Origin of the sequence: Pseudoalteromonas arctica A 37-1-2 (assembly GCF_000238395.3) — a bacterium.
In the GTDB taxonomy this organism is placed as follows: domain Bacteria; phylum Pseudomonadota; class Gammaproteobacteria; order Enterobacterales; family Alteromonadaceae; genus Pseudoalteromonas; species Pseudoalteromonas arctica.
Genome location: NZ_CP011025.1, coordinates 2617313 through 2642121, shown reverse-complemented (window position 1 = coordinate 2642121; position 24809 = coordinate 2617313). Strand labels below are relative to the sequence as shown.

General features: G+C 39.8%; 23 protein-coding genes. 9 read left to right on the top strand and 14 right to left on the bottom strand.

The features are described from left to right. Positions 1 to 5: 5 nt before the first annotated feature. From rlmH to leuS, 6 genes are read right to left on the bottom strand one after another with little or no spacing between them, the layout of a single operon-like run. Positions 6 to 476, bottom strand: coding sequence for a 23S rRNA (pseudouridine(1915)-N(3))-methyltransferase RlmH (rlmH, locus tag PARC_RS11955; RefSeq protein ID WP_007585562.1), 471 nt, complete (start codon positions 474 to 476; stop codon positions 6 to 8). 37 nt (positions 477 to 513) lie between these two features. Then, complete coding sequence (rsfS, locus tag PARC_RS11950; RefSeq protein ID WP_007585564.1) at positions 514 to 831, bottom strand: ribosome silencing factor; 318 nt, start codon at positions 829 to 831, stop codon at positions 514 to 516. Between the two features lie 55 nt (positions 832 to 886). Then, complete coding sequence (gene nadD / locus PARC_RS11945; protein WP_010554701.1) at positions 887 to 1522, bottom strand: nicotinate-nucleotide adenylyltransferase; 636 nt, start codon at positions 1520 to 1522, stop codon at positions 887 to 889. Between the two features lie 21 nt (positions 1523 to 1543). Continuing rightward, a complete protein-coding gene (gene holA / locus PARC_RS11940) occupies positions 1544 to 2581 on the bottom strand; it encodes a DNA polymerase III subunit delta (protein ID WP_010554702.1) in 1038 nt (345 codons plus the stop codon). After that, positions 2581 to 3072 carry an LPS-assembly lipoprotein LptE gene (locus tag PARC_RS11935; protein ID WP_010554703.1) on the bottom strand — a complete coding sequence of 164 codons (492 nt, stop codon included), beginning with the start codon at positions 3070 to 3072 and terminating at the stop codon, positions 2581 to 2583. The genes holA and PARC_RS11935 overlap by 1 nt, the downstream gene beginning before the upstream one ends. Before the next feature lies 1 nt (position 3073). Continuing rightward, a complete protein-coding gene (gene leuS, locus PARC_RS11930; protein WP_010554704.1) occupies positions 3074 to 5662 on the bottom strand; it encodes a leucine--tRNA ligase in 2589 nt (862 codons plus the stop codon). Positions 5663 to 5858: 196 nt separating this feature from the next. Here leuS and PARC_RS11925 point away from each other — a divergent pair, with 196 nt between their 5' ends. From PARC_RS11925 to PARC_RS11905, 5 genes are all read left to right on the top strand, one after another. Continuing rightward, complete coding sequence (locus tag PARC_RS11925) at positions 5859 to 6317, top strand: zinc ribbon-containing protein (protein WP_007585575.1); 459 nt, start codon at positions 5859 to 5861, stop codon at positions 6315 to 6317. A 77-nt stretch (positions 6318 to 6394) separates the two neighbouring features. Continuing rightward, positions 6395 to 8815, top strand: coding sequence for a Lon protease family protein (locus tag PARC_RS11920; protein ID WP_024591122.1), 2421 nt, complete (start codon positions 6395 to 6397; stop codon positions 8813 to 8815). 2 nt (positions 8816 to 8817) lie between these two features. After that, entirely contained in the window at positions 8818 to 9294 is a 477-nt protein-coding gene (bamJ, locus tag PARC_RS11915; protein WP_033012432.1) for a BamJ family beta-barrel-assembly machinery protein, read from the top strand. A 25-nt stretch (positions 9295 to 9319) separates the two neighbouring features. Continuing rightward, on the top strand, positions 9320 to 9574 hold the full coding sequence (locus PARC_RS11910; RefSeq protein ID WP_002958531.1) for a hypothetical protein: 255 nt from the start codon (positions 9320 to 9322) through the stop codon (positions 9572 to 9574). 146 nt (positions 9575 to 9720) lie between these two features. Next, positions 9721 to 10257 (top strand): hypothetical protein, encoded by a 537-nt coding sequence (locus PARC_RS11905; protein WP_010554706.1) that lies wholly within the window; start codon positions 9721 to 9723, stop codon positions 10255 to 10257. Between the two features lie 21 nt (positions 10258 to 10278). Here the strand turns inward: PARC_RS11905 and PARC_RS11900 are convergent, their stop codons facing one another. Beyond that, positions 10279 to 10803: a CIA30 family protein gene (locus PARC_RS11900; protein ID WP_010554707.1), complete on the bottom strand. Its 525-nt coding sequence runs from the start codon at positions 10801 to 10803 to the stop codon at positions 10279 to 10281. Positions 10804 to 10885: 82 nt separating this feature from the next. Beyond that, complete coding sequence (locus PARC_RS11895) at positions 10886 to 11653, bottom strand: hypothetical protein (RefSeq protein ID WP_010554708.1); 768 nt, start codon at positions 11651 to 11653, stop codon at positions 10886 to 10888. A 180-nt stretch (positions 11654 to 11833) separates the two neighbouring features. On the opposite strand from PARC_RS11895, the gene PARC_RS11890 reads away from it, so the two are divergent. Continuing rightward, entirely contained in the window at positions 11834 to 12919 is a 1086-nt protein-coding gene (locus PARC_RS11890; protein WP_010554709.1) for an alkene reductase, read from the top strand. Positions 12920 to 13071: 152 nt separating this feature from the next. Then, positions 13072 to 14082 carry an RDD family protein gene (locus PARC_RS11885; RefSeq protein WP_021031992.1) on the top strand — a complete coding sequence of 337 codons (1011 nt, stop codon included), beginning with the start codon at positions 13072 to 13074 and terminating at the stop codon, positions 14080 to 14082. A 235-nt stretch (positions 14083 to 14317) separates the two neighbouring features. On the opposite strand, the gene PARC_RS11880 is transcribed toward PARC_RS11885, so the two are convergent. From PARC_RS11880 to miaB, 6 genes are all read right to left on the bottom strand, one after another. Then, entirely contained in the window at positions 14318 to 16039 is a 1722-nt protein-coding gene (locus tag PARC_RS11880) for a DUF262 domain-containing protein (protein ID WP_010554711.1), read from the bottom strand. 131 nt (positions 16040 to 16170) lie between these two features. Next, positions 16171 to 17721, bottom strand: coding sequence for an apolipoprotein N-acyltransferase (gene lnt / locus PARC_RS11875; RefSeq protein WP_010554712.1), 1551 nt, complete (start codon positions 17719 to 17721; stop codon positions 16171 to 16173). Then, positions 17702 to 18586 carry a CNNM family magnesium/cobalt transport protein CorC gene (corC, locus tag PARC_RS11870; RefSeq protein ID WP_007585597.1) on the bottom strand — a complete coding sequence of 295 codons (885 nt, stop codon included), beginning with the start codon at positions 18584 to 18586 and terminating at the stop codon, positions 17702 to 17704. Before corC ends, lnt begins: the two co-directional genes overlap by 20 nt. A 22-nt stretch (positions 18587 to 18608) precedes the next feature. Then, positions 18609 to 19067 (bottom strand): rRNA maturation RNase YbeY, encoded by a 459-nt coding sequence (gene ybeY / locus PARC_RS11865; protein WP_002958542.1) that lies wholly within the window; start codon positions 19065 to 19067, stop codon positions 18609 to 18611. A gap of 4 nt (positions 19068 to 19071) precedes the next feature. Next, the gene (locus tag PARC_RS11860; RefSeq protein ID WP_007585598.1) at positions 19072 to 20130 is read right to left on the bottom strand and encodes a PhoH family protein; all 1059 of its coding nucleotides are present in this window, start codon (positions 20128 to 20130) and stop codon (positions 19072 to 19074) included. A gap of 50 nt (positions 20131 to 20180) precedes the next feature. Then, positions 20181 to 21629 (bottom strand): tRNA (N6-isopentenyl adenosine(37)-C2)-methylthiotransferase MiaB, encoded by a 1449-nt coding sequence (gene miaB / locus PARC_RS11855; RefSeq protein ID WP_010554713.1) that lies wholly within the window; start codon positions 21627 to 21629, stop codon positions 20181 to 20183. 169 nt (positions 21630 to 21798) lie between these two features. On the opposite strand from miaB, the gene PARC_RS11850 reads away from it, so the two are divergent. Next, the gene (locus tag PARC_RS11850) at positions 21799 to 23055 is read left to right on the top strand and encodes an FAD-dependent monooxygenase (protein WP_010554714.1); all 1257 of its coding nucleotides are present in this window, start codon (positions 21799 to 21801) and stop codon (positions 23053 to 23055) included. A gap of 154 nt (positions 23056 to 23209) precedes the next feature. Then, on the top strand, positions 23210 to 24793 hold the full coding sequence (locus PARC_RS11845) for a putative bifunctional diguanylate cyclase/phosphodiesterase (RefSeq protein ID WP_010554715.1): 1584 nt from the start codon (positions 23210 to 23212) through the stop codon (positions 24791 to 24793). Positions 24794 to 24809: the final 16 nt, after the last annotated feature.

The following is a 24809-nucleotide window of genomic DNA, read 5'->3' as shown; positions in this document are numbered from 1 at the left end:
AGGGGTTACTCGCGATGATAAGGATGGTTGTTATTTAAGCTCCAGCCTCGGTAAAGGCTCTCTGCAACAATTATACGCACCAAAGGGTGCGGCAATGTTAAATTAGATAACGACCATTTTTGCTCAGAAGCTGCAATGCACTCTGGAGCAAGTCCTTCAGGTCCGCCAATAAGTAAACTTACATCGCGGCCATCGAGTTGCCATTTTTCCATATTTTTAGCAAGTTGGTGAGTATCCAGCGCTTTCCCTGTTACCTCTAACGTTACAATACGATTGCCTTTTGGAATAGCCGCTAATGTTTTTTCACCTTCAATGTGTAAAATACGTTTTATATCTGCATTTTTACCACGTTTTCCGGCTTGAATTTCAATTAACTCTAGGGCCATATCTTTAGGGAAACGTCGCTGATATTCTGCAAATCCCGTTTCTACCCATGCTGGCATTTTAGTACCAACAGCAATCATTTGTATTTTCACGTATTACTTCCAAGCATTGTCTAAAATGAGTGAGCGTTTAGCCCCACAGTTTTTCTAGATCGTAATAGCTACGTGCTTCGTTTTGCATCACGTGTACAACCACATCACCTAAATCAACCAGTGCCCATTCGCCGTCGCCTTCACCTTCATAACCTAATGGCTCTGAATCTGCATGACGCGCTTCTTTTGCTAAGTGATCGGCAATTGACTGTACGTGGCGTTTAGAAGTACCAGAACAAATTACCATGTAATCTGTGATATCTGATGTTCCAGTAACGTCAATATGAACGATGTCACGCGCTTTCATATCGTCAATTTTGTCCATAGCAAAGGCGAGTAGTTGTTTTGAATCCAAGGTTTTGTCTCAATTTAAAAATTTAATGGCGCGCATTTTAACACGCTAGGAGTTTTTAAGCATCAATTTGATAGAGCTGATGCACTTCTATGTAATGACTCACTGCATCGGGCAATAGTTCATTCTTTTTATTACTTTTTTTCAGTTGTTCGCGAATGGTGCTTGAGGCCGCATCGAGCATTTCGCCCGGTAAAAAATAAAGTTTACCCGCAAGTGAGTGTTTAAGTGCCGCTACTTCGTCGGCATTTGCGCGTTGCATATAGCTTTTGAGCTCACCTGTTATAGTGCAATGTTGAGCAGGGCGCTGGTACACCACAATATGGCAAAGCTGCGTTATTGCCTTCCACTCAAACCACTTATCTAGGTTGTTAAATGAGTCCATACCAATTAAAAATAAAATAGGTGTAGTGGGGTGTTCTTTACGAAGTTCTTGTAAGCTCAGCAACGAATACGATGGACCGGTTCGATTAAGTTCTCTTAAATCGAGTTCAAAATGAGGATAAGGAGCAATAGCTGCGTTGAGCATATTAATTCGGTGCTCTGCACTAATACCCGGAGCTGCTTTATGTGCAGGTAATGCACAGGGCATAAAATAAAGCGTATCTAAATTAAACGCATTTACGCATTGCTGCGCCATATTTAGATGGCCTAAATGGACTGGGTCGAAAGTGCCACCAAAAATTGCGATCATTTAACACCCATTAGCTATTTATTAATTAACCGCGTGGCACGGCATAGGAATGTTGAGCGGCTGGCAAAATTTAATACAAATATGAGCAAGCGCTTGGTAAGGTGCAATTAAATTACCTTGCTTGTAACTGGCATCAAACAATGCAACATCACTGTTTATTTGTTCTAGTGTGTGCATGTTTAAACGGTTAATTGCGTTTTGAACTGGACCTTGTTGGTTTTTCCAAATTGCTTTTTGTTTAAATAAATTAGCGATAGGTTCGCCATTTAATAAACCAAGTTGCACACTTATAAGTGTATTAAGCTCTTTGGTTATAGCCCACAAAATGCTCACCACTTCGGTGTTATCGCTGGCAAGTTTGTTTAATACTTTTATAGCTTGTTTGGCGTGGCCATTTAATAGCGCATCGCTTAAATCAAAAATATCAAATTTGGCTTGGTTTAATAGGCCTTGCATTACTAATTGCTGAGTAATTAATGCATTGCCGTGTAGCAGCGAGAGCTTTTCAAGCTCCTGAAAACAGGCTAACAAGTTGCCTTCGGTGGCATTTATTAAGCTTACTTTGGCGTCGCTTTGCATATTAAGTGATAAACGTTGGCATTGCTCATCAAGCCATCGTTTTACATGAGAGCCCGTAAGCGGGTAGCAAGGTACAAATACACCTTGCTTATCAAGAGCTTTAAACCATGCTCCACGTTGTACTTCTTGGCTGGCTTTAGCGCCTTTAACAATTAAAATAGTATCGGGATTAACCAGCTCAACTACTTTTTTAAAGGTGTTGCTGCCAATAACGCCTGGCTTTTGTTGGTTTAAATCAAGCTCAATAATAGTGCGGGCGCTAAACAGCGACATACTTTGGTACTGGGCTATAATTTCTTGCCAATCGAATCCTTGCATTAAAGTAAACTTAATTACTTCATCAAAACCTTGTTGCTTAGCACTGTCGCGAATTTGTTGTACGCACTGCGCTTCTTGAAAAGGCTCTTCTCCAAATACTAAATAAAAGGGCTTTAGCCCTTTATTTAATTCACTCGGTAGTTGATTAGCGTAGCAGCGCATTATAGTTGCGACAGCTCTCTAACAATACGACGACTGGCTTGCTCACGAATTTCGCTAATAAGTAGCTCAAGCTCTTTTGCTTTTGCTAATGCGTGATCCGGGTCGTCTTGGTAATTACGGTAAAGCTCAAAACGTTTTTCTATCGCTTTTTCACCTGGGCGTTTAACTACATACGATACGCCATAAGCGAGCTCATATTCAGCAACTTGGCCGTTTTGAAACAGCGAAAGTGTTTGGCGTTCAATGCTTTCTTTGCGTAAATACAATTGGGCTTTATCTTTAGCTGACGATACTAACTCTACGTTACTCGCTTTAAGCTCTTTTTTAAGCTCAGTGAATAAAGTCGATTTTTCGTCATCGCCTACAAGTGTTAGCTGTTTTAAGTTATCAGGCAGGCTAGAGGCTTTTTTTAAATGAAAGCCACAGCTTGATAACAAAAAACAGACTAGCACTAAGGCTAGTCCATTTTTAATGGCGTTAAATGCAGCCATATTAGTTAGCTACCACGTTAAGTAGCTTGCCTGGTACGTAAATGATTTTACGAATGGTTGAGCCATCAGTAAATTTAGTTACGTTAGATTCTGCAAACGCAAGGGCTTCTACTTGCTCTTGAGTTGCATCAGCTGGCACTGTTAACTTAGCGCGAAGCTTGCCGTTTACTTGTACGATGATTAGTTTTTCATCTTCAACAAGTGCAGACTCGTCAACTTTTGGCCATGCAGCATCTAAAATCTCGCCTTTTTTACCAAGCTCTTTCCAAAGCTCATGCGATAAATGCGGAGTAATAGGTGCAAGCATAATAACTAATGCTTCAAGTGCTTCGTTAGCAATCGCTACATCTTGTTTGTCGCTCAGTGGTGCTTTTAATAACTTATTAGAAAGCTCCATAATGGCTGCAATAGCGGTGTTAAAGGTTTGACGACGTTCAACATCATCAGTCACTTTAGCAATTGCTTTGTGTAAGTCGCGACGTAGTACTTTTTGCGGGTTAGTTAGCGCTGATTTATCAAGTGCTTGGTAACCTACTGTTTTAACGTCTACCGCGTATTTCCATACACGTTTTAAGAAACGATGTGCGCCTTCAACGCCTGAGTCTGACCATTCAAGCGTTTGCTCTGGCGGTGCTGTAAACATCATAAATAAACGCACTGTATCTGCACCGTACTGGGCAATTACATGTTGTGGGTCTATACCGTTGTTTTTAGACTTAGACATTTTACTCATACCTGATGAGAATACCGGCTCGCCGTCTTCCTTATGCCATGCTTTAGTAACGCGGCCTTTTTCGTCGGTTTCGGTGTTTACATCAGTTGGCGAAATCCAAATGTCGCCGCCTTTTTCATCTTTACGATAAAATGTTTCAGCAAGTACCATACCTTGACAAAGTAAGCGGTCAAACGGCTCATCAGAATTAACTAAACCAAAGTCACGTAATAATTTATGGAAAAAGCGCGAGTACAATAAATGTAAAATAGCGTGCTCAATACCACCAATGTATTGATTTACTGGTAACCAGTAGTTAGCAGCAGCAGGGTCTAGCATGCCTTCATCGTAGCGTGGGCTACAGTAACGAGCGTAATACCAAGACGACTCCATAAAGGTGTCAAACGTATCAGTTTCGTGAAACGCAGGTGCGCCATTAACTGTTGTTTTAGCCCACTCTGGGTCTGCTTTAAGTGGTGAAGTTACACCGTTCATCACTACATCTTCTGGTAAGCGAACTGGTAGCATATCTTCTGTTGCAGCAAGTTCTTTACCATCTTCATCGCTAAGCATAGGAATTGGAGAACCCCAATAGCGCTGACGGCTCACACCCCAGTCACGCAGGCGGAAGTTTACTTTACGCTCACCCACACCGAGTGTTTCTAATTTATCGGCAATCGCTTTAAAACCAGCTTCAAAATCAAGGCCGTTAAATTCACCCGAATTTACAAGTACGCCTTTATCGGTAAATGCTGATTCTTTTAGGTTTACTTCAAGATCTGAACCTTCAGCAGGCGCTATGACTTGTTTTATATCTAGGCCGTACGCTGTTGCAAACTCAAAATCGCGTTGATCGTGCGCAGGTACTGCCATTACAGCGCCTGAGCCGTAATGCATTAATACAAAGTTAGCAACCCAAATTGGTACTTGCTCGCCCGTTAATGGGTGAGTTGCGTAAAAGCCTGTTGCTATGCCTTTTTTCTCCATTGTTGCCATGTCTGCTTCGGCAACTTTGGTGTTTTTGCATTCTTCAACAAACATTGCAATAGCATCGCTATTTTTAGCGGCTTCTTGCGCAATAGGGTGACCACCAGCAACAGCAACATACGTAACACCCATAAAGGTATCTGGACGTGTTGTGTATACGCTAAATGTTTCGTCGTTATCGGTGCGTTTAAATTCAATATCACACCCTTCAGAGCGGCCAATCCAGTTGCGCTGCATTGTTTTAACTTGCTCTGGCCAATCTTCTAACTTGTCTAAATCGTCAAGTAGCTCTTGTGCGTAGTCGGTAATTTTAATAAACCACTGTGGAATTTCTTTTTGCTCAACCACAGCGCCTGAACGCCAACCGCGACCGTCAATAACTTGCTCGTTAGCGAGTACTGTTTGATCCACTGGATCCCAGTTAACTGTCGACATTTTTTTATACACTAGGCCTTTTTCGTAAAGCTTAGTGAAAAACCACTGCTCCCACTTGTAGTATTCTGGATGACATGTCGCAATTTCGCGATCCCAGTCATAACCAAAACCTAATTGCTTAAGTTGAGTGCGCATGTAATCAATATTTTCGTATGTCCACTTAGCTGGTGCTGTTTTGTTTTTAATAGCAGCGTTTTCTGCAGGTAAACCAAACGCATCCCAACCCATAGGTTGCATTACGTTTTTGCCTTGCAGGCGCTGGAAACGAGAAACAACATCACCAATGGTGTAGTTACGCACATGACCCATATGCAGTCGACCACTCGGATAAGGGAACATAGAAAGGCAGTAATACTTTTCTTTGCTCTCATCTTCAGTGACTTTAAATACCTGGTTTTCTTCCCAGTAGCTTTGTACTTTTGACTCTATATCTTGCGGGTTATATTGCTCTTGCATCTATGGTTCCAGACTTCTTGCAAACTAATAAAAAATTGCCGTTAGGATACCCCAAATAAAACACTATTCACAGCGTCAAAAACATGCTTTTATTAAATTGTAACTTTCAGTGCAGGTTAACCTGCCTTTTTATAGTGTGGTTAACTAAAGACACAAGTTACAGACTGATTTAACAGCAATTTTGAAGGAGTAAAAAATGACTGATTACAAAACATGGCTTAGCAGTTTTACCCATTGGATAAAAGATGTGAAAGAGCATGGTTTAAAAGATGTGGTTTCTGGGTTTGTTGAATCTGAGCAGGCGCTTAAAGATTTAAGTCAAGAAAGATATGAGCTCTACAAAAGTTATTTAAAGAATGATATTGAACATATAGTAGAGAACGAATCACACTATAATTCGCTTGCATGGCAAGAGCTTAAAGAGTCTCTTTGGTTTGAACTTTCGCACATAGAAGATAAAACTCAACTTGAGTGGCAATCTCTTAGCCAAGATTTTAAGCACAATGGTGTGTATCACGCAGGCGAATGGATAGCCATGGGCACATTAGTATGTAAGAATTGCACCCATAGTTACGATGTTTATCACGCTACACAAATTACACCGTGTATTGAATGTGATGGAATCTATTTTAGTCGTAAGGCACTGCACCCTTAAATATAAGTATTAAGTGGCTGCGGGCCACTTAATACGCCCAAAGGCCAGCGAATATGCTGGTAAAAAAAGAAGTTAGAATGACGAAAAAATTGCTGCCACTATCTGTTTCAAAGCTCGCACCGAGTATTTCTACTAATCACGTAAACACGTGTATGAACAATCCATACCCAGAGCAACTTACGTTTATAGGCCAACAACGCGCCCAAAGTGCTTTAGATTTTTCATTAGGGATGGAACTGCCGGGTTACAACGTTTATGTAATGGGCGAGGCCGCTCACGGGCGCTTTACGCTTGTTAAAGATAAACTTAAACAACACGCAAAAGACCGCTCAACGCCAAACGAATGGTTATACGTAAACAATTACGATGACCACAGAGAACCTATTGCGCTGTTTATGCAACCAGGTCAAAGCAAGCAACTTAGTGACGATATAGATTCATTTTTAGATGAAGTGCTCGACACCTTTCCTGCGGCATTTGATAACCCAGCGTATCAGCGTAAGAAAAAATCAATCGATCGTGAATTTAACGATGCCTACGACAGTGCTATTACCGCAGTAGAAATTGCGGCGTTTGAGCAAAGCGTTGCATTAGTTGAAGAAAAAAATTCAGTAGGGTTTGCACCACTTGTAGATGGTAAACAATTAAGCGACAGCGAATTTGGCGAACTTGAAGAAACGTTACGTGAAGAGTTTTTTGAAAAAATTGAAAAGCTAGAAGATGCATTAATAGAAGCGTTAATAGAGCTGCCACGTTGGAAACGCGAATCAAAAGAAAAACAACGCAATCTTAAAAAATCGACTGCAGAGCAAGCCACTAAACCACTTTTAAAAGACTTAGAACATAAATACGCAACTCATATTGGCGTACTGCGTTATTTAAAAGATATACGCGTTGAAATTATAGACGCGGTACTTGAATGGCTAGATGACGAAGACGAAAGTGAAGAAAGCAAAGAAGACTTTGATCGCAAAGGCATGCTTACCGACTTTTTTGCACCTAACATTTTAGTTGAGTTTAAAGAGGACGACGCAGCACCGGTTGTGTACGAGCCTAATCCAACGTTTGGCAATATATTTGGCAAAATTGAGTATTCAACATCGCAAGGCTCTTTAATTACCTGTTATCGCTCAATTCAGGCTGGTGCATTGCATCGTGCTAATGGCGGCTATTTAATTATGGACGCTGAAAAAATCATGGCAAACCCACAAGTGTGGGATGGTTTAAAACTCGCGTTAAAAACACATCAAATTAAAAACGACTTACCGTATCAAGACAGCACAGTAGGGACGAGCTTTACACTTCGCCCGCAGCTTATACCGCTTGATGTTAAAATTATTTTATTAGGTTCGCGCGAGTTGTACTACACCATAGGTGAATACGATGAAGAATTTGCAGAGCTATTTAGAGTATTAGCCGACTTCGATTACTACTTGCCAAGTAGCGATAAATTGCAATACCAGTTTATTACTAAAGTAACCGAGTATTGCGAGCAAACATTAAAGTGCACTGCAACGCAGGCTGCTATGGTGCGTTTACTTAAATTTAGTTACCGCCAAGCTGAGCATCAAAATAAATTATCAGCGCGTTTTGCTGATGTACTTGAACTTATTGCAGAAGCCAGTTACTACGCAAAACAAGACAAATTAGCCGTTATTGACGCGCACCATATTGACGAAGCCATTGAAGGCAAGCAATACCGTACCGGCCAAATTAGCGAAAATATGCTCAGTGATATAAAAGAAGGTCACACACTTATTGCAACCGACGGCCAAGCCATTGGTAAAGTAAATGGCTTAACCGTATTACACATTGGCGATACCTCATTTGGTACCCCTGCGCGTATTACGGCAACGGTTTATGCTGGCGCCGATGGCGTAATAGATGTTGAACGTGAAGCCGAGCTTGGTAAAGCTATTCACTCAAAAGGTGTAATGCTACTTACCGGTTATTTAGGTAATAAATATGCGCAGCACTTTAGCTTAACGCTTAGCGCTAATATTGCCATTGAGCAAAGCTATGGTTACATAGATGGCGATAGCGCATCTTTAGCAGAGCTGTGTGCGCTTATTTCGTCTATTACAAGCCTACCTATTAGCCAATCAATTGCGCTTACAGGCTCTATAAACCAACACGGTGATGTACAAGCCATTGGTGGCGTAAACGAAAAAATAGAAGGCTTTTTTAAACTGTGTAAAATGCGTGGTTTAACAGGTTCGCAAGGCGTTATTATTCCTAAATCAAACCAAGTTAACTTAGTGCTTGATGACGAAATACTTAATGCGGTTGAAGCGGGTAAATTTAATATTTACGCAGTCGAAACCGTAGACCAAGCGCTTAACTTGTTAATGGATATAGAAGCTGGCGATATTATTGATGACCAGTATCCAGAAAACTCAGTAAACGGTATTGCACTTGCTCGCCTCAAAGAGATTGCCGACATAGTAAACGGCGATGATGACGAAAAAGACGAAGAGCTAGACAACGAAAAAGGTTAATGATGATTAATATAATTTTGGCGGTAGTTATCGCCATTTTTTGTTTTTTAATATTTCAAAATAGTAAAAAAGCAAAACAACAAGCAGGCATAAATGCACAAATAGGTGCAGATTATTTAGCCGCTAACTCAAAGGTAGAAGGCGTAGTAGAAACGACTTCTGGCTTGCAGTATAAAGTAATCCATAAAAGCGAAAACGAAAACACACCAACCCCAAAAAGTATGGTTAACGTGCATTACCACGGCACACTAATCGACGGCACTGTGTTTGACAGTTCAGTAGAGCGTAAAACACCGATTAGCTTTGGTTTACACCAAGTTATTAAAGGTTGGACTGAGGGCTTACAACTTATGAGCCCCGGCGATAAATACACGCTATATGTACCGCACCAATTAGCGTACGGCGAAAAACGTGTAGGGAGTATTCCTCCTGCCTCAGTACTTATATTTGAAGTAGAGTTACTGGCAATTGAGTCTTAGTGATCAAATAACAAGGAAGTAAATTATGAATAAAGACGAATTACTTAAAATAGCCAAGGGTGATATTAACTTTACCTTTCAATCTATTATTTATGCATTAGCGCTGTGCTTACTCGTTGCAGCTGTTTTTTTACTAGAGATGAGCGTTAACCTACAAATGGGTTTAATAGTTTGTATTATTGGTGTGTTTGGAATGACTATTTATAATAATTTAAATACTCGCCTAAATGCGGCGCTTGCACTTATTGCGCTCTCACAAGATAACCAAAGCACTAAGTAAGCAACGAGTTAGTTTAATAAATTGGTATAAGCCCTACTTTAATAAAGTGGGGCTTTTTGCTTTTAGCTAACATGAAAATTTACTCAAGAATTTTAATGCGAGGTCGATACCTATAAAAGAGACAAAGCTATTTTAGGGATAAAATAATGAAGATTTTAGCGGCTCCCATTCCATACCAAGTACACAGCTCAAATGCTCAAACTTTAGCGCAATCAGATAAACTACCTGTTGAAAAAGCGAGTGAAGAAAAGAGCGAGGAAGAAAATGAGGAAGAGCCAAAATATGTGTTATCAAAATTTCTAGATACCAAAGCACAAGAATACAGTGAAGATAACGCTACGTTTGGCAATCAATATAAAAACCTAGAAAAAGTATACAAGCACTTCACTGGGCGAGTTATTGCGCTGCAAGAACAAATTAACAAACTTAAACAAAGCCCCGTACAACGTAGTTTAACTATAAATACTTCTGCAAGTGAGCTGAATAAAAAGGATGCGAGTTTAACTCTAGATGCAGAGCACTTAGGCTCTAAAAAATATAAAAATACGCAACAGCAAGAACAAATAGATATGTTAGAGCTGCAATTAGGGGAGTTAAAGTCAGAGCAAGCAGCAACAAAACAACAAATGGTTGAGCTGGTTATTAGTGAAATGAAGAGACGGGGCGACGACTATACTATTTAGCGCCACCAACATGCTGGTGGGCTAGCTTTTAAACTCAATTTTACCCACTTCAAGTTTAAACTTACCTTCTTGCTTGCCTGCAATCATAAAGCCTAGCTGTTTTATATCGTCAAAATCAATAATCGGTTGTTGCTCAAGCACGCGGCCGCGATACGTTAAAGTAAAATCACTCGGAGCAAAGTTTATATCTACCCATTCATTTTTTACTGTTTTAAATGAGTGGGTGTACGCTGCGCCATCAAGGTAATTGGTAGTTCTGAGCCTAAGCTGATAGGTTTGTCCATCGCCTTTAACGCGCAGTGCTATAGCTTTAGTATTTTGGCTTTGTGTATTTAGCTCTGTACGTATTGATGCAAAACCGCCGTTATTATCAAGCGAAACATTGCCTGTAAAAAGCAAGCTTTCTTGAGTTTGTGTTACTTCACTATTAGATACACCGCCCATTACTGAGTCGTTAACAACGTACCAGCGCTGGTTTGCATTCGCTTGTGCACTTACAACTAATAAATTAAATACAAAAAGTGATGATAGTTGCTTTGTTGTCATACGTGTTTCCTAATTGGCATTAAGTAAGTGGAGTACTTATAACTAATACGCTTTAATAATGTATTTGTTCACTAATTTAAAACTAATTATTTTTACGAGCCCACTTATCCATTATTTTATTAAATAATATTTCATCATCAGTTTGCTCGCCAGGGCAGGTCTGCGCGCTACCTTGAGGCATGCCATTACTACCAAATACGGTTGAAGTATCAATTAAATAGCATTTACCGTTAAATTTTTCTAATCGTCGTGTGCCTATTGTATTTTGGCTAATAACTTCCGATTTTTGTGATTTAACCGGTGATTTAATTGTGGGCGTGGCAGCTATTGCATCATCAGTACTATCTGAGTTATCGGCTTCGCCAAACGTGACCATTTTTTTATGCGTTAAGTTATTTATAGGTGCGCCATAAATAGGCGCATACGGGTTAAGTTTTTTAAACGTTTGTGTATTGGTATTAATGGTGTGGGCAGGGGGTTGAGGTTTATTTGTAATAGTGAGCTTTGTTACTGTTGCTGTTTTTGGTTTTTCGTCACGTTGTTTGGGTGCTTTAGTAACTTGTGTTTGAGTTGTAGGTATTTTATTAGTGCTTATAGATTCTGGTGCTTTTTTTACCTCTAACTTTGCAGGCTCAACAATCGGTGCGTTAGTGGTGGTGTTAACGGTGCTGAACTTAGGTTGCGTTGATAAGTTAACCATTACATAAGCGTTTATTACGGTGTCTTTTTTTGTTTGAGGTTCTTCAACCTTTATTTTTTGCGAAAGTAATTTATGTGAAAGTAATAAGTACAGCAACACGCCATGTATACATAACGAGATAACCCACGGCCACGCATTCCCTTTATTCACATCAAACCCTCAACTTAATAGTGCTGTTAAGAGTCAATAAAATACATTTAGTTCACCTAAAGTTAATGTGTTTTACTTTGTAGCTTTATTGCAGATACAACAAAACTATTTTGCAGTTTTTGTTGTTTTTGCATGTGCTTGGTTACGTTATTATGAGCGCAATCAAACTTAGGAGGCATTATGACATTACTTTTTGAACCAATAGAACTTGCAGGCAAAACATTAAAAAACCGTATTGTTATGCCCCCAATGACTCGCTCGCGTTCAACACAGCCTGGCGATATAGCTAACGACTTAATGGCAACATATTACGCACAGCGCACAAGTGCCGGGCTAATTGTAAGCGAAGGCACACAAATTAGTGAACTTGGCAAAGGCTACGCTTGGACTCCGGGTATTTATTCAAATGAGCAAGTTGCAGGCTGGAGTAAAGTAACCAACGCAGTACATAGCGCTGGTGGCGTGATGTTTGCTCAGCTTTGGCATGTTGGCCGTGTAACTCATAGTGACAACACCGGTGGCGTGCAGCCTATTTCAGCCTCGTCCATTGCTGCAAAAGACGTAAAAGTATTTGTAGATACAAACGGTGCGCCGGGGTTTGTAGACACCCAACTCCCACGCGAAATGAGCAAACAAGATATTACGCATGTTATAGGCGAATTTCGCCAAGCTGCTAAAAATGCAGTTAATGCAGGATTTGATGGCATAGAGCTTCATGCTGCTAATGGTTACCTTATTAACCAATTTTTAGACTCAGAATCAAATGCTCGCACCGATGAATATGGTGGCAGCGTGCAAAACCGAATACGTTTTTTAATTGAAGTGGTAAATGCTGTTAGCGACGAAATTGGTAGCAGCAAAGTAGGCGTAAGACTAGCCCCGTTAACAACACTTAATGGCACAGTAGACGAAAACCCTGAGGAAACTTATTTAGCGGTTTCTGAGGCATTAAATAAAGCCGGTGTAGGTTACATGCATATAGCTGAAGCCGATTGGGATGACGCACCTTTAATGAGTGTTGAGTTTAAATACGCTATTCGTAAAGCCTACAGCGGTGTATTAATTTACGCAGGCAAGTACACCAAAGAACGTGCAGACAAAGCACTTAGCGAAGGCTGGGCCGACATGATTGGTTTTGGTCGCCCATTTGTATCAAACCCAGACTTACCAGCACGCTTAAAGCAAGGCAAGCCTCTTAACAGCCACAACCCAGACACCTTATTTGGTGGCGCAGAACAAGGCTACACCGATTATCCAACGGTATAATTGCTAGTAAGTAATAAACATTGAGTAAAAACATGAAGGGCTGCATTTTATGCAGCCCTTTTTTGTGCACTGATTCTATTAGCTTTATCTTGAGCAAAAAATAAAAAACGCGTAAGTTAACCGGGTTACCTATTTTAATAACAAGAAAATAAATGAAAGCCAAAGAGATAGAACAATTAGAATTATCAAATTCTGAAACCCGAGAAGTTATTACCCCCTACGCCTTTAAAATAGACAGTGCTTTACTGGGCTTGCCTTTAGCTACGCCAATTCGGCGTGCACTAGCTATTATTATTGATGTAGCACTGATATTTTTAGCAGCCAAACTCAGCGCGGCTTTAATAGCATTTGTTGCTGCAATGGCTTTTTATAAAGGTACGGCACAGCAATACCTTCCAAAAATGTCGAATGTATGGCGAAGAATTTTAAAAATAACGGCAGCAAGTATTTTATTTGTAAGCGCACTTACTGTGCTTTCAATTGGCATAGATTACCTAGAAGACGATAAGGCTGATCAAGGTTTAGCTGTTCAGGGCGTAAAAATACAAGATGAAATACAGCTTACCGCCACAGAAAAACAACGGGTAAATACTTATTTAGCGCAAACAGCTGATGAAAGCTGTGAGCAACCTTGCCAACAAAACGCGCTTGATAATTTAATAGGGCAAGTACCTAAATTAGCAGAAATGGACGACCTACAAAACCCACAACTTGCTACCGTACTTTTACAGCTACTAGTGCTCAGTGAAAATAACGAAATAAAGCCTGCGCAGTTAATAGAAGAAAAACCTGCACAAACAACCACAAATAGTATTTTGCAGTGGAGCAAAGGCATTATTCAAGACTTAGGCTTAGGGTTTGGCTGGGCTGCAGTTTACTTTACGTTGTTCTCGCTGCTTTGGCGCGGCCAAACACCGGGTAAAAAGGTTTGTAATATTCGTGTGGTTGCCTTAAGCGGCGAGCCATTAGGTTTATTAGACTGTTTTGGTCGCTACGGCGGCTACGGTGCAGGCTTTGCCACAGGCTTGTTAGGGTTTTTACAGATATATTGGGATCCAAACAGACAAGCGATTCAAGATAAAATATCAGCGACAGTAGTTATTAAAGGTAACTTGAATCAAGTTGTAAATGTTGAAACCGTTGTAGATGTAGTGAAAGGTTAGTCAAGAATAGCTTTTGCTTATCAATTAATGAAATTAGCCATAACCTAGGTGTGAATTAATACCAGCCAATTTAAATAGATTTATTTGGACAGAATAATTTAGAAATAAAACAGTTTAAATCCTATCCTCTAAACACCGTGATTATTATAAATCAAATTACCTAACATTCTTTTCGTGTTAAGCAATTGATTTATAATGAATTTTCAATTTCCATAAAGCTGTGGCTACCACTGCACTATATGATTAATTCATTGTATATTTTGCTAGCCATTTCTTTAGTTCTCTTGTTTACAGTTTCTGTAGACCAATCGTCACTATTTATGACTGCTTTTTCTAATGGATAAGAAATGCTTTTCAGTAATTTTATTTTTTCTACAGGAGACTTATTAGCTAACATATTTGAATTAACGTCTTCACTAGTTAAGATCAGGTTGCCAATACTTGCTACAGCCTCTTCTTTAAAACCATTCCCTATAAATGATTGAGGAATAATATGCTCGATAGTCATATTATTAAGGTTTATGTCCAAACCATTTTCTGCAGTTGGCAGCATATTATTTAGAGTATATCTAATTATACTTTTAAATTTAGTGATATTAGATAAGTACTGTAGCTCAGAGAATTTAACGACGAATTCATCTTCTTCAGGTCGTTTAGTCCTCAAAAAGTTCGTGAGGTCATTTAGAATAGGCTGGAAATCATTTTTGTCTTCAATTTCTGAAAGTCTAATAGCTAAGCTTGAATATTTGGTAGCAATACTCCCTGATGACCTTTGTTTTGTTATAGCATTAAAGCAGTAATGAAAATTTACAATCTTAATTAAAGTTGTCTTTAGATTTTTCAGAGATATTTTTTGAGAGTAATATGCTCTTAGCAGAGATAATACAAAAGAAGATTGTTGCTTAACTTTAAATATATTTAAAGACTCCAGTAATCTTTTAATATCTCTTTCTTCTTTTTTCCAAACTGCGCTTTCAGGTTTGAGCATTCTACAATAGTGTGATGCGGACTCGTTTAAATCTATTATCAAAGCATTTGCTTTACTTTCATCATTTTTAAGATGTAGTTTTACTTTTGAGAATAAAGCTTTATCAGAAGTATATTCAAATTTAGACATCCAATAATGTAGTAAGTATGCTCCTAATACATCTAGGTCACTTATACCATCAAATTGCTTAGTTAAAGTATTCCATGCTTCTTTTGCTTTATCTAAAGCTATACTTTTACTTTGTAGTTTTTTTAAAAGTAAATTTTTAACTAAATCCGGAGTAGTAAGATCTTTACCTCTAGCATTCAATGTTTCGAATATTAGGTATGCATCCTCTTCATTTTCCAGTTGGATAAAAACTAATTTTAAAGAGAGAACTTTATCTCTTATAGCTTTTAACTGCTGGACTATTGCAGTGTCGTGGTTTGTAAATAGTGACGGTTGTGATTGATTATCGATAAGAGAAGAAAGTTCGGGTATTGACTCGATTAACTTCTTCGTTATGAAATCGAATGCTTTCTTGAGTTTTAACTCCTCAGAGCCAACTTCACAGTTTAATTTAAGACCATCGAAAGATTGAATATATGATTGTAAATATGGGAATGATGTTTCAGCCCTTAATACAAACTCATCCTCATTATCTATATTAGCTTTTTCGATATATTTGTGAATTCCTCTAGCTAAGTTATTTTCTCCTATTTTTAAAAACGCATTTCTAAGAGCAGATAAAATTAGGGTTATAGTAGTTAAGCGTTGCTGTCCATCAACAATTCCGAAATATGGTTTTTTAGATTGATATACAACCATAGAGCCAATGAAGTAATTTTCTGGATTTTCTTTTACGACATCATTCCAAAAGCTTTCGACTTCATCCACTTCCCACGAATATGGTCTTTGGAACCTAGGTATTTTGAAATAGCCTAGAGAGAAAATATCTTGAATTTCCTTGTCATTAGCTTCAATTTTCATATTTATCCTTAATTATTGATTATCCTATACTTAGAAATAATAGTTTATTCTTTTGTATGTAGCTTCGAGGCAGTTAGTTTTATTATTACAGTTATATATTAACAATGTTGCTAGAGCAAAATATAGAAAAGTTACTCTCTAAACCTAACCCCAAAACCAACAACTCCCATCAAAAACACAAATCCCCATACAAACATGTTGCCGTATTGACTGTACACGCTGTCGCCTTTTATAAGCTTAATGTTGGCTTTCAATATGGTAGCTTCAAACTGAGGCATGGTTTGTTGTGTGTGGCTTATAGGGTCGTATACGGCGCTTACCCCATTGTTGGTAACGCGCACAAGAGGGCGTTGTAGTTCGAGCGCGCGCATACGGGCTATTTGCATGTGTTGCAAGGGGCCAATAGAGTCGCCAAACCAGGCATCGTTACTTACCGTAAAGAGTAGGTCGGAGTCGCTTTTGTAATTACCGCGTACTAAGTCGGAAAATACTATTTCGTAGCAAATAGCGGGGAGTAAATTAAAGCCGTTGGCGCGCAAGTTGTTTTGCACTTTGTCGCCACGCGTAAACGACGACATAGGTAAATCGAATAATGGGGCAATAGGGCGCAAAAAGTCTTGAAACGGTACAAATTCGCCAATAGGTAACAGCTGGTGTTTTTGATAGCGGTTTTTATCAAGGTAATGATAATGCCCGTGCTCGTCGCCGCGTTCTTTATTACCGACCACAATAAGCGTGTTGAATATATTTTTGGTGTCTCGCTGATAGTCAACAATACCGGTTACAAGGGCGGTTTTATTAAACGAGGCTGCACTGTCTAAATTGGCTAGGTAGGAATCAGCAAGCATCTCTATTTCAGGCACGGCGGCTTCTGGCCATACTATTAAGTCGGCATCCCAATGTGGGCGTGTCATGTCTTGGTATTTGCTCATTGTGGTCCAAAACTCACTTGGCTCAAAGCGCAGGTGTTGCTGTATGTTCCCTTGTACGAGCAAAACTGACATGTTTTTATCTGTGTAATGAATACTGCCGGTGGTGCTTGCGCCTGTAAAAATAAGCGCAACAGCTGTCGCAGTAACCGCCGGGGTTTTAAAGTCTTTTTGGGTAAGTCTATACAGTGCAAAGCCAATAGCGACACAGGTAAGTGTTAAGCCAAACTCGCCAATATAAGGGGCAAGCAACCTTAAAGGTCCGTCGGTTTGTGTGTAGCCAAAACTTAACCACGGGAAACCGGTAAGTACGGTGCCACGTAAATACTCGCTAATTGCAAAGCAGGCAATAAGCAATGCGCCAAAGCTTTTAGGGCCTGTGGCAAAGCGTGTAGTTGCCCAAAAGGCAAGTGCGGGAAATAACGCTAAGTAGGCGCACAAAAAAGCCATTAACGAAAGCGACGCTATAAGCGGCATGCCGCCAAAGGTGGCAATAGAAACATGTACCCAGCTTATACCGGCACCAAACCAGCCTAGGCCAAAGATAAAGCCATATTTAGCAGCGGTTTTTGCGTGTGCTTTACCGGTATTATTAGGGTTAATGCAAAAAATTATGGTACCAAGGCTAATAAATACGATGGTCCAAATTTCAAAGGGGGCATAGCCAAAAGTTAAAACAAGGCCCGCAACGAGTGCGAGCCATGCTTTTTTATCTTTTGCTAATAGGGTAAGTCTAGTTAGCAGTTTCTTCACTGTCGTTATCATCAGCCTTAGGAACGGTGACTTGCAGTTGCAAAATACGACGATTGTCGGCGTTGGTTACTTTAAATTGGTAACCTTCTATGTCAATCGTTTCACCACGGCTTGGCATATGGCCAAATGCGTGCAGTACAGTTCCGCCAATAGTATCGGCTTCGTCTGTGCTGTAGCCTGTTTTAAAATGCTCGTTAAAGTCATCTACAGGTGTGAGTGCTTGCACTACGTGAACATGTTTAGCAAGTCGACGAATATCTTGATGTTCTTCTTCTTCGTCGTGCTCATCTTCGATTTCGCCAACAATTATTTCAAGAATATCTTCAATCGTTACCAAGCCCGATACGCCGCCGTATTCGTCAATAACAACAGCCATATGGTAGCGTTGCTGACGGAATTCGTTTAGCAATGTATCAACACGTTTGCTCTCAGGTACTACCATTGCTGGGCGTAAATAATCGCGTATTGATGGTAAATGCTCGTCTTTATTTAAGATCAGTGGCAATAAATCTTTAGCGAGTAAAAAACCTTCTACATGGTCTTTGTCTTCAATCACCACAGGAAAACGTGAGTGAGTTGAGTCAACCATCATTGGAATTAGCTCTTCAAGCGGGCTGTCGATCTCAAGAGTGATCATTTGTGAGCGCGGAACCATTATGTCTCGCACTTTAAGCTCAGACACGCCAAGCACACCTTCTATCATCTCTTTTGTTTCAGGATCGATTACGTCTCGTTCTTGCGCATCGGCAATAACTTCGACCAGCTCTTCTCTATTCTGGGGTTCCCCTTGCAACATTTGGGCTATTCTGCCCAACCACGTTTTGCCAGAAGAACCCTGGCTAGATTGCGAGTTACCGTCGCTCATTGCGTCTAATTGCTCCGTTAATTTAAATATCGTCCCGGTATGGGTCTGCTATGTTTAGCTCTGCAAGTAATTGCTTTTCGATGCTTTCCATCTCTAAAGCATCGTCACTCTTTATATGGTCAAATCCAAGCAAATGCAAGCATCCGTGAATAACCATGTGAGCAAAGTGGTCATGAAATGACTTCTCTTGCTCAATTGCTTCAGCTAATACAATGGCTGGGCAAATAATTAAATCACCAACCAAAGGAATATCTATTCCTGGTGGTGCTTCAAATTCGAACGACAGTACGTTGGTCGGTTTATTTTTACCGCGATAGTCGTTATTAAGTTGTTGCGATTGCGCTTCGTCGCTAATAACGATACTGAGTTCTGACTCGTCACGGTATTGGCTAAGGGCTTTGTCGGCCCACAGTGCAAATTGCTCTTCGCTCGGGAGGTTGTCAAACTCACAGGCTATTTGTAAATCAAGTTCGGTTGTCAAAGTATTACTCTTTAGTAGTAGGCTGTTGAAGAGCAGCAAGTGCGTCTTTTGCATTTTGCTTTTCAATGCGCTTTAGTCGCTCGCTTTCGTCGTTTCGCTCGTAGGCTTCAACTATGCGTGCTACAACAGGGTGGCGTACTACATCTTGGGCTTTAAAGTAGTTAAAGCTAATTTCGTTTACGCCATCAAGTACTTCCATTGCATGGCGAAGGCCTGAACGTGTTCCACGAGGTAAATCGACCTGTGTTATATCGCCTGTAATAACCGCTTTTGAGTTAAACCCTATACGGGTTAAAAACATTTTCATTTGCTCAGCGGTGGTATTTTGGCTTTCATCTAAAATAATAAAGGCATCGTTTAAAGTGCGTCCGCGCATGTAAGCAAGCGGAGCGACTTCAATGATATTTTTTTCGATGAGTTTTTCTACTTTTTCAAAACCTAGCATTTCAAAAAGAGCGTCGTAAAGAGGGCGCAGATATGGGTCTATTTTTTGACTTAAATCACCTGGTAAAAAACCAAGCTTTTCGCCGGCTTCTACAGCAGGGCGCGTTAATAATATGCGGCGTATTTCTTGGCGCTCAAGGGCGTCAACGGCGGCAGCAACTGCAAGGTAGGTTTTACCAGTACCAGCAGGGCCAATACCAAAGGTAATGTCGTGGTTTAAAATATTAGCCACATAAACACCTTGGTTATCGTTACGTGGTTTAATAACACCACGGCGCGTTTTAATCACCATTTCTTTGCCGTAAGCGCTGCTTGATGCGTCTTGCTCTAGGGCTTTTGATTCGGTAATAGCTAAATGAACGGCTTCGGGTTCTATTTCGCCTAAAACACCACGAACTGGCTGAGTATCAACATAAAGGTTTTTTAAGATTTCTACAGCGCCGGCGCAGTTGTGTAGTTTACCGGTTACTTTAAAAAAGTTGTCACGGTGAATTATTTCAACAGCCAGGTGGCGTTCAATTTGTTTGATGTTTTCGTCAAACGGGCCACATAAAGAAGAAAGGCGTTTGTTATCGGCAGGTTCTAAATAAATCTCTAATGTTTTTAACTGATTACTCAAAATTGCTTCCTATAGTACTGCGCCAGCGTTAACTGGCGCTAATAGTGTGACTAAGGAACGAAAGTAGCTACGCCAATTTCGTTAACAGTGTCTGGTTTTGGCTCTGCAGCTGCAGCTTTAGTTAAAATAGCTGAAGGAGCGATTTCACGTCGTAAGTTCATTTCTGATTCTGTACGAATTAAGTCACCACGTAAAGAGTTAGGTAGTGCTTCGGTAATACGTACGTCAACAAACTGTCCGATCACTGTGTGCGGGCCAACAAAATTTACTACACGGTTATTTTCGGTACGGCCACGTAATTCCATTGGGTTCTTTTTAGAAGGACCTTCAACAAGTATACGTTGCTCTGTATCGAACATTTGACGGCTAATTTGCTGCGCCATTTGTGTAATACGGTTTTGTAGTAAGTATAAGCGTTCTTTTTTCTCTTGCTCTGTTACGTCATCTGGCAAATCTGCCGCTGGCGTACCTGGGCGGGCACTGTAAATAAAGCTAAAGCTCATATCAAAACCAATGTCGCTAATAAGCTTCATGGTCGCTTCAAAGTCTTCTTTACTTTCGCCTGGGAAACCAATAATGAAATCTGACGACATGCTTAAGTTAGGACGAATTTTGCGTAACTTACGAATTGTCGATTTGTATTCAATTGCCGTATGGCCACGTTTCATTAGGTTTAATATACGGTCTGAACCACTTTGTACTGGTAGGTGTAAGTGATCTACAAGCTCTGGTACATCAGCGTAAACGTCGATTATATCAGGCGTAAATTCTACCGGGTGCGATGTGGTGTAACGAATACGGTCAATACCATCAATAGCAGCAATAAGACGAATTAAATCTGAGAAGTAACATATTTCGCCATCGTGCGTGTCGCCGCGGTATGCGTTTACGTTTTGGCCTAGTAGGTTTACTTCACGTACGTTTTGCTCAGCAAGCTGTGCGATTTCAAGTAGTACGTCATCTACTGGGCGGCTAACTTCTTCGCCGCGAGTATACGGTACAACACAAAAAGTACAGTATTTAGAACAGCCTTCCATAATTGATACAAACGCAGATGGGCCATCCGCTTTTGGCTCTGGCAGGCGGTCAAACTTTTCAATCTCTGGGAATGAAATATCAACAACCGATGAGCCTTTGTTGCCTTGCACTTGTTTAATCATTTCTGGTAAACGATGCAATGTTTGCGGGCCAAAAATAACATCTACAAATGGTGCGCGTTGGCGAATAGAGTCACCTTCTTGTGAGGCAACACAACCACCTACACCAATTATTAAGTCTGGCTTATCGTCTTTTAACAACTTCCAACGACCTAACTGGTGAAATACTTTTTCTTGTGCTTTTTCACGAATTGAACAGGTGTTAAGTAAGATTACGTCGGCATCTGTTGCATCATCAGTTAGCTGGTAGCCGTTGGTGGCATCTAAAAGTTCAGCCATTTTCTGAGAGTCGTATTCGTTCATCTGACAACCCCAGGTTTTAATATGCAGCTTTTTGCTCATTGAAATATTGCCTCGTGTTCAATTCGATAGTGGCACAAAAATGTGCTAGAAACAGGATTAAGGAGCAAGCATGCTCACTTAAAGGAGGCGTATTTTAGCTGGATACCCGCCCAGATCCAAGTATAGTTTTCATGTTTGTGATCTCAAATCAATACGGGGCGAGTTTAATGTGCTGTTAGGGATATCCTCTGGTATAAAACAAATTAATTTTGATACAATCAAAACAGACTCAAGTAATAATAAAATGATGAAAAACATGACCAAAAATAATGTGATAGTGGTTGGCGGGGGCATGGTTGGCGCAGCTATGGCGATAAAGCTGGCTCAGCAAGGCTTTGGTGTGCGCATAATTGAAAAACACCTAATAGACCCATCGCACATTCTTAGTAGCGATAAGGTGGATATTAGGGTGTCTGCTATTAATCGTTTTTCAGAAAATTTACTTGATGAATTAGGGGCAATGCCTCTATTAAGGCAAAACCGCATTGCACCATATCAACAATTAGAGGCTTTTGAGCGCGGTGGTGACAATTTATTATTTGATTGCGCCGACATAAACACGACACATTTAGGCCACTTGATTGAAAATAGTTTAATTCAAGCAAGCTTGTGGCAGCAATTTGGGCATTATAAGATTGAGGTTATTGAGCAATCATTGCCGGTAACTAAAATAGAGCAAACGGATGATTTAATTACGCTTGTGTATGGTGATCAAACCTATACGGCTGATTTAGTAATTGCCGCCGATGGTGGGCAATCGCAGCTGCGCGATAAGGCGAATATTGGTATTACGGGTTGGCAGTACCAACAGCATTGCATGGGGGTGTTAATTAAACTCGATGCACCGCAACAAATTAAAACATGGCAACAGTTTACACCAAGTGGGCCGTTAGCATTTTTACCAATGCAGGCACCGTACGCTAATTTAATTTGGTACGACGATGCAAATACATTGCAAGCATTTAAAGGGCTAAGCCCAACTCAGTTAAAAACGCACATTCTGAATAAATTCCCAGAACTTGCTGGAGACTTTGAAGTACAAACCCATGCAGTATTTCCGCTTACTCGCCAACATGCTAATAATTATTCGCAAGGGCGCTTGGTTTTAGTAGGCGACGCTGCACATACAATTAATCCCCTTGCTGGGCAGGGCGTTAATTTAGGTTTTCAGGACGTAGTGGCACTTGCTGAGGTTTTAAACGAAGCAGGAGATATAGGTTGCCCACTAAAACTTAAAGAATACGAGCGAGCTCGCCGCAGGGCTAATTTATTAATGATGAGCATGATGGACGCGTGTTACTTTGGGTTTTCTAATCAAATTACGCCACTTAAATGGGCACGCAGCCAGTTTTTAAAAATGGCTAATAATACGGGGCCGATAAAAAACTGGGTTTTAAAATACGCAATTAGTGGTGATTTAGGCTAAATTTAAAGTAGATATTAGAAAGGCTCATTTATGAGCCTTTTTTTATGTCTGTTTTTAAGTCAGCAAATAGTGACTCGGCTATATTGAACACGGTTTTAATTTAACTGGTGTTACATCACTAAATCGCAATTTAATAACTTTAAAGAGCCTGTGTGTGGATAATTTTTTTACAGTAATAATTATTTTAGGTGCGCTACTACTTGTTGCTAGCTTAAAAACAACCGTTAAAGTTTGCAAAAAAACATCGCAAAGAGCATGGAGTGTACTGCTATGCGCTATTATTTTTTTTATTATAGGGTATTGGTGGATACTTTATTATTTTTCAAACCACGACATTGCACCCGTCGTTATGAATATGGTGGCTATGTTGTTACTTGGCGGTGGTGGGTTTGTTTTTTTAGTTATTAAACTGAGCTTAAAAAGTATTCTTAAAATAGAGCAAGCAACGCAGTATCAAAAATATCAAACTGAGCACGATAACTTAACAACTCTACCTAACCGCGATAAATTTTTTAAATCTTTAAGTAAACAAGTTGAATATCCTTCCCCATTTTCACTATTTTATATCGACTTAAATAACTTTAAACAAATTAATGATGCGTTTGGGCATCAGTGTGGTGACCAACTTTTGGCTGCATTTGCCAATAAATTAAATAAAGAATTATGCGGTATTGCTAAGTTATATCGAATAGGTGGCGATGAGTTTGCTTTTTTATTGCATACCGATACAGATGAAAGCATGAATTATTGTGTAAACATTATAAACTCAGCCGTCAAAAGTCCGTTTTGTACGAATGAGCAAATGGTTAAAATACAATTAAGTATAGGCGTAAGCCGTTTTCCTGATGATAGCCGATTGCCCGATCAGCTATTAAAAAAAGCTGACTTGGCACTGCATGAAGCTAAAAAAACATTTCAACCTTTGGTAAATTACTCATCTGCAATAGGTAAACGAGCTGAGGACTTTTTTGATTTATCAGCCAAAATTAAAGTGGCATTACATAAAGATGAGTTTGAGCTTTATTTACAACCCATAATGGACTCTAAAGATCTGCAATTACATGGCCTAGAAGCGCTTATCCGATGGCCGCAAGATGATGGTAGCTTTATTAGTCCAGAAAAGTTTATAACCGTAGCTGAGCGTACAGGGCTTATTTTTCCTTTATCGAAATGGGTTGTACAAGAAGCCGTTAATCATATTAGAAAGCTCAAGCTATTTGGTTGCACCGGTACTATACATGTCAATTTATCAACGAAAGATATTGAAAGCAGCGAGTTTTACGATTTTATAATTAGTTTACTCGCAACCGACCCTACATTAAGCGACTCGTTAATTTTTGAAATTACAGAAGGTGCAATGATGACAAATATACCGGCTGCTAGAAAAATGATGCAACAGTTGAGTATGCGCGGGTTTAAATTTAGTGTTGATGACTTTGGTACTGGCTTTTCGTCACTGTCGTTATTAAGAGAGCTGCCAATTAATCAAATAAAAATTGATCAGTCGTTTGTCAAAGATATGCTTACTAACTCGCCTGATTACGCCATTGTAGAATCTACATTGTTTTTAGCGAGTCGATTAAATTGCGATGTAGTTGCTGAGGGAATAGAAACTAAAGAGGTAGAACAGGCGTTGTTGAGTCTTAACTGTGATTATTTACAAGGGTATTTATATAGCAAAGCAATAAATATAGATGAATTTATAAATGTTTATTTAAGTGCAGAAAAAGTAAGTTGAATTTAATGAGTATTTA